The organism is Candidatus Allofournierella excrementigallinarum (assembly GCF_944388085.1).
Lineage (GTDB): Bacteria > Bacillota > Clostridia > Oscillospirales > Ruminococcaceae > Allofournierella_A > Allofournierella_A excrementigallinarum.
The window spans coordinates 1-12,571 of the sequence record NZ_CALXHK010000055.1 but is presented as its reverse complement, the minus strand read 5'-3'; the positions used below and the strand labels follow the sequence as shown (position 1 = coordinate 12,571).

General features: G+C 64.5%; 11 protein-coding genes and 1 tRNA gene. 3 read left to right on the top strand and 9 right to left on the bottom strand.

From position 1 onward, the window contains the following. Positions 1 to 313, bottom strand: a 313-nt coding sequence (locus tag ACH2AT_RS09345) for a TetR/AcrR family transcriptional regulator (RefSeq protein ID WP_394965483.1), incomplete at its 3' end; no start/stop codon positions are given. A 186-nt stretch (positions 314 to 499) separates the two neighbouring features. Continuing rightward, a complete protein-coding gene (locus ACH2AT_RS09340) occupies positions 500 to 1,351 on the bottom strand; it encodes a DegV family protein (RefSeq protein ID WP_394965481.1) in 852 nt (283 codons plus the stop codon). Between the two features lie 193 nt (positions 1,352 to 1,544). Here ACH2AT_RS09340 and ACH2AT_RS09335 point away from each other — a divergent pair, with 193 nt between their 5' ends. Continuing rightward, complete coding sequence (locus tag ACH2AT_RS09335) at positions 1,545 to 2,453, top strand: DnaD domain protein (protein WP_394965479.1); 909 nt, start codon at positions 1,545 to 1,547, stop codon at positions 2,451 to 2,453. 4 nt (positions 2,454 to 2,457) lie between these two features. Beyond that, positions 2,458 to 3,432 carry an ATP-binding protein gene (locus ACH2AT_RS09330; protein ID WP_394965477.1) on the top strand — a complete coding sequence of 325 codons (975 nt, stop codon included), beginning with the start codon at positions 2,458 to 2,460 and terminating at the stop codon, positions 3,430 to 3,432. Between the two features lie 190 nt (positions 3,433 to 3,622). On the opposite strand, the gene ACH2AT_RS09325 is transcribed toward ACH2AT_RS09330, so the two are convergent. The 4 genes from ACH2AT_RS09325 to ACH2AT_RS09310 all read right to left on the bottom strand — a co-directional run bounded on the left by ACH2AT_RS09325 (position 3,623) and on the right by ACH2AT_RS09310 (position 8,333). Then, positions 3,623 to 3,889 (bottom strand): TIGR03905 family TSCPD domain-containing protein, encoded by a 267-nt coding sequence (locus tag ACH2AT_RS09325; protein WP_394965475.1) that lies wholly within the window; start codon positions 3,887 to 3,889, stop codon positions 3,623 to 3,625. A 19-nt stretch (positions 3,890 to 3,908) separates the two neighbouring features. After that, entirely contained in the window at positions 3,909 to 4,757 is an 849-nt protein-coding gene (locus tag ACH2AT_RS09320) for a PHP domain-containing protein (RefSeq protein WP_394965473.1), read from the bottom strand. Positions 4,758 to 4,780: 23 nt separating this feature from the next. Continuing rightward, positions 4,781 to 7,054, bottom strand: a complete 2,274-nt coding sequence (locus ACH2AT_RS09315; RefSeq protein ID WP_394965471.1) for a hydratase — start codon at positions 7,052 to 7,054, stop codon at positions 4,781 to 4,783. 127 nt (positions 7,055 to 7,181) lie between these two features. Further along, positions 7,182 to 8,333, bottom strand: a complete 1,152-nt coding sequence (locus ACH2AT_RS09310) for a CapA family protein (protein WP_394965469.1) — start codon at positions 8,331 to 8,333, stop codon at positions 7,182 to 7,184. 128 nt (positions 8,334 to 8,461) lie between these two features. On the opposite strand from ACH2AT_RS09310, the gene ACH2AT_RS09305 reads away from it, so the two are divergent. Then, positions 8,462 to 8,535, top strand: a tRNA-Gly gene (locus ACH2AT_RS09305). Positions 8,536 to 8,763: 228 nt separating this feature from the next. Here ACH2AT_RS09305 and ACH2AT_RS09300 read toward each other — a convergent pair. The 3 genes from ACH2AT_RS09300 to ACH2AT_RS09290 form a co-directional block, all read right to left on the bottom strand. Further along, positions 8,764 to 10,665, bottom strand: a complete 1,902-nt coding sequence (locus tag ACH2AT_RS09300; RefSeq protein WP_394965468.1) for a hypothetical protein — start codon at positions 10,663 to 10,665, stop codon at positions 8,764 to 8,766. A 58-nt stretch (positions 10,666 to 10,723) separates the two neighbouring features. Continuing rightward, positions 10,724 to 11,701, bottom strand: coding sequence for a hypothetical protein (locus ACH2AT_RS09295; RefSeq protein ID WP_394965466.1), 978 nt, complete (start codon positions 11,699 to 11,701; stop codon positions 10,724 to 10,726). A gap of 34 nt (positions 11,702 to 11,735) precedes the next feature. Beyond that, on the bottom strand, positions 11,736 to 12,571 hold an 836-nt coding region (locus ACH2AT_RS09290), incomplete at its 5' end, for a cell division protein FtsZ (protein WP_394965464.1).

Here is a 12,571-nt window from a genome sequence, read left to right as displayed (position 1 = left end):
AGATGTAGTCCACCATCCAGTCCAGATAGGTCCCGGATTCCACCCCCATGTGGGCGGGCTGCTGCTCCTCGGGCAGTTCGGCAAAAGTGGTCTGAGCCTCCATGAACTTACCCATGAGGGCAGCGGCATGAGGCTCTGCCAGGGCGTTGAACAACGCCTCCTTACTGGAGAAATAGCCGTAGAAGGCCCCAGTGGTCACCCCGGCGTTCTTCACGATCTGCCGCAGGGACGCACCCTGAAACCCCTTCTCCAGAAACTCTGCCAATGCGGCCTCCTGGATCTTCTCCAGGGTGGCGGTGGATTTTTCTTCCATACGGGGCCTCCTCATAACAACGTTATATAACACTGTTATGTTACACCCAGCAAACGAGTTTGTCAAGTGGAATACGAACGAAACCTGGCGTTGATCAACGCCAGGTTTCGCAAAGTTCTGAACTTCCGTTCTGCTCAGGAATTACGGGGCTTTGCGCTCAATTCCTGTTGCACTTGGTTTGACAATTCACTTTTCGTAGTAGAAGCAGCCGACGCCCACCGCGCCGGGGCCGGTGTGGCAGGCGATGCTCAGAGAAAGGGGCGCCGAGTGCACCCGGCAGCGGGGCAGGCGGCTCTGGACGTATTTCTGCCACTTTTTGCCCAGTTCGGCATCGCCGCTGTAAGCCGTGCCGATGTGGAGGTTCATGCCGTTGAAACGGCCGGTGATATCGTCACAGATGGCGTCCAGCATCTTTTCCACCGCCTGGCGCATGCCCCGCACCTTGGCGTAGGCATCGATTTTTCCTCCTTGGATCTGCAGCACCGGCTTGATGTTCAGCACCGTGCCGATGGCGGCGGCCGCCGGGGTGATGCGCCCGCCCTTTTTCAGGTATTTCAAATCGCTGCAGGTGATGTAGATGCTGGCGTCCAGGGCGTGCTGTTCCAGCTGGGCCTTCACCTGGGCGGCGGTAAGGCCCCGCTTGACCAGGCGCTTTGCGTCCAGCACCGATTGCAGCTGGGTGAGGGAGATGCGCTTGTTGTCCACCACCTGCACCCGGCCGTCGTAGTCCTCGGCCAGGGCCGCGGCCGCCGCGCAGGAGCCGCTGAGGCCGCTGGTCATGGGGATGTAAACCAGTTCGTCGTGGTCCGCCAGCAGCCTTTCCCACAGCTCCGTCACGTCCGCCGGGCTGGGCATGCTGGTGGTGATGTCCGCCCCTTCCGCCTGAGCTTTGTAAAAATCCGGCGCGGTGAGTTGCACGCCTTCATACAGCCACTCGCCGTTCACCGAAAAGGGCATCGGAACCACATGCACCCCCATCTTGCGGGCCTGGCGCTCAAAGATGCCGCTGTTGCTGTCCGTCACGATCGCGATCTTCATTTTCTGCACCTTGTTCAAAAAGCTCCGTGTGCTGCCCGGCGTCTTCGCCTGGCCGTTACTGCTATTATTTAATGCTATCAGACAAGGGGGCGTTTGTCAAATCGGGCGGTCAAAAAGCTCTGGCGCGCACCAGGGTTTTGTGTTATATTTATAATGAAATTGTATGCGCTGAACGCAAAGGAGCAATTCCCGCATGACCTACCGCTTGAACGACAACGCCGGCGACTCCATCGCCGTGCCGCAGCTGGTGTTCCGCCATCTGGACCGGGCCGGCGGCGACCCGGTGCGGGTGGCCTTATACGTCATTGCCACCCGCTGCACCGACCCCAAGACCATCGCCCACGATCTGAAACTCAAGACGGTGGCTTCGGCCAGCAGCGCGCTGGAATTCTGGCACGGCGTGGGCCTGCTGGAAAAGGAGCGGGGAGGCCCCCCGGCGCCGCCCCCCGCTGAAAAGGCCCCGCCCCTCACCGCCGACCAGCTTCGGATGGCCGCCCTGCGGGACCCCACCGTGTCCATGCTGGCCAGCGAAGCCCAGACCTGCCTGGGCAAGGCGCTGGGCCAGAAGGACGTTCAGCGGGTGGTGTCGCTGTATGTGAACGAGAGCATCCCCGCCGAGGTCATCCTGCTGTGCGCGGCTTACAACGCCGGGCGGGGCCGCCGCTCGGTGGCGCAGCTGGAGCGGGAACTGGACCGCTGGGCCCAGGAGGGCGTGGCCAGCGGCGAGGACGCCGAGCGCTATCTGCAGCTGCTGGCGGACCGGGCGCGCCACGAGCGCACCGTGGCCGAACTGCTGGGCGTGCCCGCCGAGGGCCTGACCATGGCGGACAGGAACTGCGTGCGCCGCTGGTACGAGGAGTACCGCTTCGATGACGCGATGGTGGCCGAAGCGGTGCTGCACGCCGGGGCGGGCAAGGACGCGAAATACGTCAACGGCATTTTGAAAAGCTGGCATGGAAAAGGCTGGCGCACCCTGGCGGACACCCGGGGCGCCGGCGGGCTGGAGGGCAGCAACATCCGGGTGGACCGGGCGTCCCCCAGCGGCAACGACATCCTGCGCCGGGCGCAAAACCGCCCGCTGCGGCTGAAACGGGAGGACTGAACCTATGCGCACGAAAACGGAACTGTTGAGAGAAGCGCAGCGCCGGACCGCAAGCGCCCGCCAGCGGGCCATGACCCTGGCGGCACGGCGGCGGCAGGCCGCTGCGGCGGCCATCCCCGAGCTGGAGCCGCTGGAGGGCAAGGTGCGCTCGCTGGGCATCCGGCTGGTGCAGCTGGCCGCGGCGGGCGCGAAGGAAGAGGAGCAGAACGCCGCCCGCGCCCAGCGCGCCGCCGCCCAAAAGCAGCTGGAAACGCTGCTGGCGGACCACGGCTACGGCCCCGCCAGCCTGGAGCCGGCCTTCGAGTGCCCGGTCTGCAAGGACACCGGCGTGGCCAGCGGGCGGATGTGCGCCTGCGTTTTTCGCCGGGCCCGGCAGCTGCGGCGGGAGGAAATTGCCAAAGAGTCGCCCCTGTCCCTGTGCGGATTCGACTCAATGGAACTGCGCTACTACCCGGACGAAGCGGACGAGGCCACCGGCGTGAGCATCCGCGCCGAGATGGCCGAGGCGCTGGACGCCCTGCGGGATTACGCCGAGGGCTTTGACATGAAGAGCACCAGCCTGCTGCTCTGCGGCAACGCGGGCCTGGGCAAGACCCATGCGGCGCTGGCCATTGCCCAGACGGTGCTGGAAAAGGGCTTTGACGTGGTGTACATCAGCGCCCAGAGCCTGTTCGGCCAGCTGGAGCGGGACCGCTTTGCGGACGACTGCCCGCTGATGGAGGCGGTGCTGGAGGCGGACCTGCTGGTGCTGGACGATCTGGGCACCGAGTATGTGAGCCCCTATGTGCTCAGCTGCTTTTACAACCTTTTGAACACCCGCCTTTTGGAAAAGCGGCCCACCGTTTATACCACCAACATCGTGGACGGCAAGGCCTTTGAGGCCCGCTACACCGAAAAGATCGCCAGCCGCCTGGGGGGCAGCTGCGAGCCGGTGCTGTTTCTGGGGCAGGACATCCGCAAGCTGAAAAGCATGGAATAAAACAAGAGAAAAGGAAAATATCATGGGCACAAAGCCCGCTGCGCCCCTTCTGCCGGGCATGGCTTTTCCCATCATGATCAGCACCTGCAAACATAAAATTCAGCGGCTGGAGGCCATCAATTCCAAATAAAGCCGCCCGTTCCCCGAAAGCTCTTCGGGAAACGGGCGGCTTTTCTTCTCAAAAAACGCTTCAGCTTCGCTTCTGCTTTTCCAGCGCTTCCTCCAGGGCCAGGGAGATCTGGTCCGGGCAGGAGGTGGGGCGGGGGCCGCAGGTGGTGCCCCGCATGCGGCGGATGGCGTCGGCGGCGTCCATCCCCACCAGCAGGCTGCTGACGCCCTTCAGGTTGCCGTTGCAGCCGCCCACCACTTCGATGCTGTGGATGGTGCCGTCGTCGTTCAGGGTGACAGTGGTGCTGCGGGAGCAGGTGCCGCTGTTTTTGCGGGTGTGGGTGGTCATTTTTTGTTCCTTCTCTCTTTTATTCTTTCTTCGTTTCTGCCAGTTCGTTCAGCCGCAGCACTTCCTCATCGGTGCAGCGGCAGAGGCCCAGCCGCCGGGGCTTGCCGGCGTGGATGCCATGAAAGTCGGTGCCGCCGGTGGTGACGAGGCCGTACTTTTCGGCCAGCCGGCGCAGCTCCTCCTTATCCTCGGGGGTGTTGCGGGGATGCTCGATCTCCACCCCGTCGATGCGGCCCGCGGCGGCCAGTTCGGCCACCAGCTCCATGCTGTTGTAAACGCTGGGGTGGGCGAACACCGCCACGCCCCGGGCAGCCTTGATGACTGCCAGGACGTTCTCCACCGGCTCATACTCCGGGTCGTGGAGCACCCTGCCGCCTTTCGCGCCGAAGAGGGCCTTGTAGTCCTGCTGGTAGATGCCGTCCACCAGGCCGTACTCATAGAGCACCCGCATGAGGGTGCTTTTGAAAAGCACGCCGCCGCCCGCGTCCGCCATGCGGCGGGCGTCCTCCAGCCTGAACTGGGGGTAAATTTCCTCCAGTTCTTTTGCGCTTTGGGTGCAGACGGCGTTGCGCCGGGCGGCCATCAGACGGCAGTGGGCCGCCAGTTCGGGGCTGCCTTTGTCCGGCCAATAGCACAGGATGTGCACCTGCCGCCCCCGCTCAAAGTCGTAGGCGGTGAGCTCGGTCGCGGGGATGAGGTGCACCCCTTCCACCGTGGGGTTTTCATAGGCGTATTCCACCGGCAGCAGGGTGTCGTGGTCGGAGATGGCAAGCCACGCGAGGCCCGCCCGGGCCGCCAGCTTTGGCAGCATGGGGGCGGGCAGCGCCCCGTCGGACCAGGTGGTGTGGGTATGCAGATCGCCGGCCATGGTGTCCACCTTCCTTTGGGTCTTCAGCCGTGCTTGTAGTAGTTGATGAGGCAGCCGTCCAGCAAGATCTGCCGCTCGTCCGCCGTGAGGGGGGCGATGGAGAGGGTGAAGGCCCTGGGGCCGTTTTCGCCCAGCACGAAGGCCGGGATGTTCTCCAGCCGGTTTTCTTCCAGCAGCGCCCGCACGCCGGGGACGAGGACGTAGTCGCCCAGGCCGAAGGGGGTGGGCCCCTCCAGCTGGAAGGGCAGCATGCCCCAGTTGATGAGGTTGGAGCGGTAGCGCTTGGTGGCATACTCCACCGCGATGTTGGCCCCCGCGCCCAGCACGCGCTGGCAGCTGGCGGCCTGCTCGCGGGCGGAGCCGTCGCCGGGCTTCACCGCATAGATGGTGCTGGCGATGGCCAGATCGTTCCAGGCGAGGGCCTCGCAGCCGGGCACGGCGCGCACCTGGGCCAGCAGGGCGTCGCTGCCCTTGTCGGCGGCGCGGCCGGCCTCCTCGGCCTGCACCGCCTTGGCGCGGCCCACATAGCCCGGGTCCTTGCGGCTCAGGGTGAACTCCGCCAGGCCCAGGGGATTGGAGCGGTAGCTGCTGGTCTCGCCGCTGGGGATGAGCTCATCGGTGGTGGTCACCGGGTCGGTGATGTAGCTGGTGACCTTCAGCAGCAGGTTGCCGGCCAGGGGCTGGATGGCGGGCCAGTCCTTGATGTTGGGCCCCAGGCGCAGCAGGCTGTCGTAGTTTGCCTTGCCCCAGCCGTTGTAGACGCGGCTGCGGTAGCTGGAGTCGTCGAACTCGTACTCGGGGATGTGGGGCTCATAGTCGATGTCGGTGGCGGGGGTGAGGATGCCGCCCATGCGGGTGGTGGCGGCGATGGAGCGGGCGTCCATCAGCGCCACGCCGGCGATCTGGCCGCTGCCGGGCTTGGAGCCCTCGCGGCTGGGGAAGTTGCGGGTGGTGTGGCGGATGGAGAGCGAACCGTTGGCCGGCACGTCCCCCGCGCCGAAGCAGGGCCCGCAGAAGGCGGTGCGCACGGTGGCGCCGCCTGCCATCAGGCTGGCCAGAGCCCCGTTCTTCATCAGCGCCATCATGGTGGGCTGGCTGGAGGGGTAGACGCTGAGGGCGTACTCGCCGTTGCCGCCGGAGAAGCCTTCCAAAATCTGGGCGGCCTCGCAGATGTTGGACCAGGTGCCGCCGGCGCAGCCGGCGATGACGCCCTGATCCACCCGCAGGCGGCCGTTCTCGATCTTGCTCACCAGGTCCAGCTTGACCTTGCCGCCCACCAGCGCGGCGCAGTCCTCTTCCGTCTTGTGGAGGATATCCTCGAGGTTCGCGTTCAGCTCCTCGATGGTGTAGACGTTGGAGGGATGCATGGGCAGGGCGATCATGGGCCGCACCTTGTCCAGCGCCACTTCCACCACGCCGTCGTAATACGCCAGGTCCGCCGGGGCCAGGGGCTTGTAGTCCCCTTCCCTGCCGTGGACGGCCAGATACTTCCGGGTGACTTCGTCGGTGACCCAAATGCTGGACAGGCAGGTGGTCTCGGTGGTCATCACGTCGATGCCGCTGCGGTATTCCAGCGGCAGGCTGGCCACGCCGGGGCCCACGAACTCCATGACCTTGTTCTTCACATAGCCGCTGGCGAACACCGCGCCGATGATGGCCAGGGCCACGTCCTGGGGGCCCACGCCGGGCACGGGCGCGCCGGTGAGGTGCACCGCCACCACGCCGGGGCAGGCCACGTCGTAGGTGCGGTTCAGCAGCTGCTTTGCCAGCTCGCCGCCGCCCTCGCCGATGGCCATGGTGCCGAGAGCCCCGTAGCGGGTGTGGCTGTCGGAGCCGAGGATCATCCTGTCGCAGCCGGCATACATCTCCCGCATGTACTGGTGGATGACCGCCAGGTGGGGCGGCACATACACGCCGCCATACTTCTTTGCGGCGGACAGGCCGAAGAGATGGTCGTCTTCATTGATGGTGCCGCCCACCGCACACAGGCTGTTGTGGCAGTTGGTGAGCACGTAGGGCATGGGGAATTTGGTGAGCCCCGAGGCGCGGGCGGTCTGCACGATGCCCACGAAGGTGATGTCATGGCTGGCCAGGGCGTCGAACTTGAGTTGCAGCGCATTTTCATCGCCGCTGTGGTTGTGCGCCTGCAAAATGCCCCAGGCGATGGTGCCTTTGCGGGCGTTCTGCCGCGCGGCCTCGTCAAAGCCCAGCGCCGCCAGGGCGGCGGGGGCGTTTTCGTCGGCGGGGACCCACTGGCCCCGGGCGTAATACATTCCGGTCTTGGAGCAAGTGACCATGAAAAGCCTCCTTCATGCCCGGGCTGCGGCAAGCCGCGCCGCGGGCCTGTTGTTTTTTTGAAAAACTTTCTTATTATTATAGCACGATCGCCCGGCTTTTGAAATGCCGGACGCCGCTTTTTGCAATTCATCCCGCAGTTCTGGGCGGGTGAAGCACGCCGTCTTCGTCAAACCAGCCGCTCTCGCTGATGGAGTTGAGATGGTCGAGAATGCGGGCCCTCTCCCCCTCGTCGGTGAGGATGGAGGTGCGCCCGCCGGTCTGGATGCAGGGGATGAGGCGGACGGTGGCGTTTTCCGCCCCCGGGCCGGTGAGGGTGACGGTGACGAGGGCGGTGTCCACCGTTTCCATGTTGAACCAGAAGTTGCCCAGGCTGTAGAGCACGGGCACGTCCCCCCGCCAGCCGGCCCCCTGCAGGATGTGGGGGTGGCTGCCCACGATGAGATCCGCCCCCGCCTCGGCAAAAAGGGTGGCAAGGTCGGCCTGGGCCTGCTCCAGCCGGGTGCTGTACTCGGTGCCCCAGTGGACGTAGACCACCAGATAGTCGCACCGGCTGCTGGCCTCTTCGATGGCCTGCACCGCCAGTTCCGGGTCATAGCAGCGCAGCACGCCGGGGCTGCCCTCCCCCGCCTCGGGGGTGAGGACGTACTTTTCGGCGCGGGTGCAGGCCACGTATCCAATGGTCAGCCCGTCCACCGTGAAGTAGCGGGGCGTCATGGCTTCTTCCAGGTCCGCGCCCGCGCCCACATAGGCGATGCCCGCGTCCGAAAGGGTGGCCAGGGTGTCGGCAAAGGCGTCGGCGCCATAGTCAAAGCAGTGGTTGTTGGCAAGGCCGACGATGTCCACCCCCAGCTGCTGCCATATTTCCACGTTCTCCGGGCGGGAGCGGAAGGTGAACTCCTTGCCCGCCATGGGGGCGCCCCGGTGGGAAAAGGCGAACTCGTTGTTGGAGAGGAGCACGTCCGCGCTTTGCATCTCTTCCAGCAGCAGCGGGCCAAAGCAATCCTCCACGCCGGCGGTGCCGGCGTAGTGGAGCATATTGTACCAATCGTCGGCGAAGTTCACGTCGCCGGTGAAGGCCAGCGCCACCTCGGGCACGGGGCTCGGCGGCGGGCTGGGCGCGAGGCTGGGCGCGGGGCTGGCAGTGGGCGCAGGCGGCGGAGAGGGCAACGGGGCGGCGGCCTGCCCGCCGGCGCCGGGCGCGAAGGCCGCCGCGGCAAAGGCCCCGGCAACGCACACGACCCCCAAAAACACTTTGACCGCATCCAACGGATTTTTCATCAGCTCACCCGCCTTTGACTGTTTTCTTTAGTATATTGCCTTTTCGTCCCCGGTGCAAGAGGCCGCCGGGGACGAAAAAGGATTTGACAATTTGCGGCCCAGCGGGTATAATAATCAGGTATCGACCCGCGGGGTTAGTACATCGGTAGTGCGTCGGCTTCCCAAGCCGAACAGGCGGGTTCGACTCCCGTACCCCGCTCCACGTCGGAATGGACTGTGCTCCATTCAAAAAGCCCGGTCAGAAGACCGGGCTTTTCTCATGCCGCTTCGTCATTCCTCCTTTTCCCCACAAAACTTTGCTTGCGCAAATTTTTGCGGGAGCCCTGCCGCCCGGCGGGCGGCAAAACGCAAGCTGCGCATCGTTTGGGCGGTTTATATAGCAAGACGCGCCCCTGTCCGGCCTCGCTGCCGGACAGGGGCGCGTTCTTTTTCAATCGTTCACAGGCCATTCCCAGCCATGCTCCTGTGCATAGCTTGCGGCCACATCGCTGAACATGTCGGGCCAGCGCTCGTCCCAATCCGGGAAGAGGCTGAGCAGGAAGGCAAGTTCCTCGTTGTCCGCAGGCTGGACCCGCTTGTATGCGGTGAAGGTCAGGCCATTGGGGAAGTCGAAGGTCCTTTGGGCTTCAAAGTGAGCTGAGAGGGCATTTTCCTGCCCCATCGCCGCATTAATACGGTTGTTCAGCTCCAAAAAAGCGTCAGAATTCGGCACATACAGCCAGCTGCAATCCAAAATCACTGTGGGCAGGCCGTGAGTGGAGGGAACGGATATTTCATACTGGATGAGCCACTCCAGATCGTTGGGCATACGGCTGGCGGAAAACACCTGAGCGCAATAGTCGCCGGTGGCGTTGATGTAGACCTTATCGCCGGGCTGGTAGACTTCAAGAATATAATCCACCATTTCGTCGATCTGGGCCATGTCCTGCCGGCGGCTGAGGTCCAGGGGCGTGGTGCCAAAAGCACCGCCCAGAGTGTTGGCCGGCGCGGCCAGCAAAAACTGCGCCCCAATGAGCACTGCCGAAAGGCAGGCTGCAGCCCGGGCCGCCAGCTGCCGCCGCATTGCGCACACCGCCGCCAGCGCGGCAAAAATCAAAACAAGATATACCGGCTCCAGCAAAAGCAACTGATGGATGCCAAAGCTCTGCACCCGGGCAAACATCCAGAACGCCACCGCCCAGGTACCGGCCAGCACCGGCAGCCACAGGCGGGTGCTGCGGCGCACGGCAAGGGCCACCGCCCCCACCGCCAGCGCCGCCAGCAGAACGTACCCGAGATAGGCTTTCTGGATGGCAAGGTTTTCCGCAATGCCGCCCCCATAGAACGCGCCGTAGCGGTCTGCGTAGTCGTAGGTAAGAGCCTGCCTGAAGGTGGGGAACAAAGGCACCACGATCAGCACCGCCGACAGGCCGCCGAAAAGCAGCATATTGCCCAACACCCGCGGCCACCGGCGCAGCGGGCGGCTGAACAGCACTGCGGCACACCAGAACAGGTAGTACGCGAAGATAAAGTACATATACCACCGACGGGTGAGAATCAGGCAGAAGGTGGCAATGAACAGGCACAGCAGCCGCGCCCAGGGCAGGGTCTCAAAGCGGTGATCCACGGTGAGCAGCAAAATCAGCGCAGCAAAGGCCAGGCCAAAGGGGTCCGGCATGCCATGGGTGAGCGGGAAAAGCAGCAGCGGCCAACTCACAAGAAAGGCTCCACACAGGCCATAGTAAACGTTCCAGCGGCACACGCCCAGGGCAAGGCCGATTTTTTTTGCTGCCAGCATCCAGGCGGTATAGACCGGCAGCATGCAGGTCAGATAGCTGCAGATCACAAAGCTCTCCACCGTGCGGGTGGTAAAGGTGAAGGGGCCCGCAATGAACAGGTTCATAAACACCTTGTAGTCGTCCCGCATAAGATTTCGTATTATCTCTCCCAGAGCCATAAATCCGCTGGCCGCGAAGTTGGATGCCATTGCGTTCTGCTTTTTGTAGTAATTGATGTAGTCATAGTAGTAGATGGTGTCGCGATAATACATCAAAAAACATACGATGACCAGGCCCGCCACCGCCACGATCAGCAGCGTCCTGCGGAAGGCCTTTTCTTTGAAGGGGTCGGCCTCAAAGCAAACCGACGCTGTTTTGCGTAGCAGCCAATGCATGCCAAAGAGGCACAGCCCCGACAGCCACAGCAGCAGCACTGGCCCGCCGTAGGCCACCAGAAGCCCGGCGGCGCACACTGCCGCAAAGCCACCCCCGGCACAGATCAGAAATCGCTCCAGCGTTGTCAGGCTTTGCCAGGCGCGCCCGGCCAGCCCTTTCATCTTTTCCAGCATCGTCATTCGTTCCTCTCTTTTCAGGGAAAAAGCCGCAGGAGAGTTTCTCTTGCGGCTTTTTGGCTTATTCTTTCAGGGCCCGTTCCAACAAGTCCAGCAACCCTTCGCTCACGGTGCGCCGGCGCGCCGTGCGGCGGGGCGGGCGCTTGTCCCGCCCGGGGCGGGGCTGGGCTTTCGGCGGGGCGGGCTGCTCGGGCAGGGGCTTTGGGAAGCTGTCGGCCTGGGCGCCAAGGGCCGCCAGGTTCTGCTCGGTCTCGCCAAGGGCGGTGTAGATGGCCCCCGTGGCCCTTTGCAGGCGCTCGGCGGCCTCGGCGATCTGCCGGTCCACCTGTTCCAGCTGGCTGCGTAAAAGCAGCACCGTGTCCGCCATCTGTTGGGCGCTTTGGCGGGCGGACTCCTGCTGGGTGCGGCGGGTCTGGTCAAAGCGGGCTTTCTCCAGTTCCAGCTCGCGCCGGGCGGCCTCCCGCTGCTGCTCCATCTGGCGCTGGGCGTCCGCTTTTTCCTGTTCCATCCGGCACAGGTCAGCCTGCTTTTCCTCTTCGAAAGCGCTGCGCTGGCGCTCCAGCTCCTGCCTGCCCTGCCTCGCCTTTTCCTCGCCTTCGGCGCGGGCGGCTTCCAGGTCCGCCAGGGCCTGTTCCAGCTGACGGTGCTGCTGCTCCAGCTGCTCGGTGAGGCGGGCGTTGTCCGCCCGCAGGACCACCGTCTCCTGCTCCTTGGTGAACAGGCGGCTCTTGTAGCCGCTGGCGGTCTCTTCCATGTGCAGCAGCTGCTCGCTGGCGGCACGGGCGCGGCTCTCGGCCTCTTCCGCGCGCTTTTCCTCGCTGGTGAGCTTGTCGCACACTTCCCTGGTCTTTTCCAGAAGGACGCCGTTGTCCGCCTTGGCGTTTTCCAGCTCCCTGCGCAGGGCCTCGGCGGCTTGTTCCTGCTGCCTCTGGGTTTCCAGCGCCTTGGCGCTCAGCTCGTCGATGTAGGCAAGCACCTGGGCTTTTTGAAAACCCATCAGGGACGTTTTGAACTCGCCGGGGGTGGGCTTGTCCGCCATGGCGCCGCCTCCTTTCGGTCAGTCTTTGGGCCGCTTATCTGCGGTTGTTCAGCAGGCCCATGATCTGGTTGAAGTAATCCTCGTCGTCGTCCTCGCTCTTGGAGTCGGCGGCGGGGACGGAAGAAGCCGCGGTGCCGGCGTCTGCGCTGAACACGGCGGTGGGCATAGTATGCACCGGCGCAGCCTCGGCGGCGCGGGACGCGGCCTGGGAAGCGGGCGCGTTCTCGAAGCCGGTGGCCACAACGGTGACCCGCAGCTCGTCCGACAGGTTCTCGTCAAAGGTGGTGCCCCAGATGATGTTCGCGTCGGGGTGGGCGGATTGGGTGATGAGGCTGGAGGCCTGCTCCACCTCTTCCAGGCCGATGTCCGGCGAGGAGGTGATGTTGATGATGACGCCCCGGGCGCCGGCGATGGAGGTCTCCAGCAGGGGGCTGGAAACGGCGGCCTTGGCGGCGTTTTCCGCCTTGCCCGCGCCCTTGGCGCTGCCCACGCCCATGTGGGCGTAGCCGGCGTCCTTCATGATGCTGCGCACGTCGGCGAAGTCCAGGTTGATGAAGGCGGGGATGTTGATGAGGCTGGAGATGCTTTCCACGCCCTGGCGCAGCACGTTGTCGGCGGCCTCGAAGGCGTTCATCAGGGTGATCTTCTCCTGGCTGATGAGCTTCAGCCGCTCGTTGGGGATGACGATGAGGCTGTCCACATGCATCAGCAGCGCGGCGATGCCCTGCTCGGCCAGGCTCATCTTGCGGCGGCCCTCAAAGGCGAAGGGCTTGGTGACGATGCCCACGGTGAGGATGCCCAGGTCGTGGGCCACCTCGGCCACCACGGGGGCCGCGCCGGTGCCGGTGCCGCCGCCCATGCCGGCGGTGA

What these genes read in the sequence shown, in the direction of transcription:
- ACH2AT_RS09325 (WP_394965475.1), bottom strand. Translation starts at nt 3,889, where the DNA reads ATGACCACCCACACCCGCAAAAACAGCGGCACCTGCTCCCGCAGCACC.
- ACH2AT_RS09300 (WP_394965468.1), bottom strand. Translation starts at nt 10,665, where the DNA reads ATGACGATGCTGGAAAAGATGAAAGGGCTGGCCGGGCGCGCCTGGCAA.
- ACH2AT_RS09340 (WP_394965481.1), bottom strand. Translation starts at nt 1,351, where the DNA reads ATGAAGATCGCGATCGTGACGGACAGCAACAGCGGCATCTTTGAGCGC.
- ACH2AT_RS09310 (WP_394965469.1), bottom strand. Translation starts at nt 8,333, where the DNA reads ATGAAAAATCCGTTGGATGCGGTCAAAGTGTTTTTGGGGGTCGTGTGC.
- ACH2AT_RS09320 (WP_394965473.1), bottom strand. Translation starts at nt 4,757, where the DNA reads ATGGCCGGCGATCTGCATACCCACACCACCTGGTCCGACGGGGCGCTG.
- ACH2AT_RS09335 (WP_394965479.1), top strand. Translation starts at nt 1,545, where the DNA reads ATGACCTACCGCTTGAACGACAACGCCGGCGACTCCATCGCCGTGCCG.
- ACH2AT_RS09315 (WP_394965471.1), bottom strand. Translation starts at nt 7,054, where the DNA reads ATGGTCACTTGCTCCAAGACCGGAATGTATTACGCCCGGGGCCAGTGG.
- ACH2AT_RS09295 (WP_394965466.1), bottom strand. Translation starts at nt 11,701, where the DNA reads ATGGCGGACAAGCCCACCCCCGGCGAGTTCAAAACGTCCCTGATGGGT.
- ACH2AT_RS09330 (WP_394965477.1), top strand. Translation starts at nt 2,458, where the DNA reads ATGCGCACGAAAACGGAACTGTTGAGAGAAGCGCAGCGCCGGACCGCA.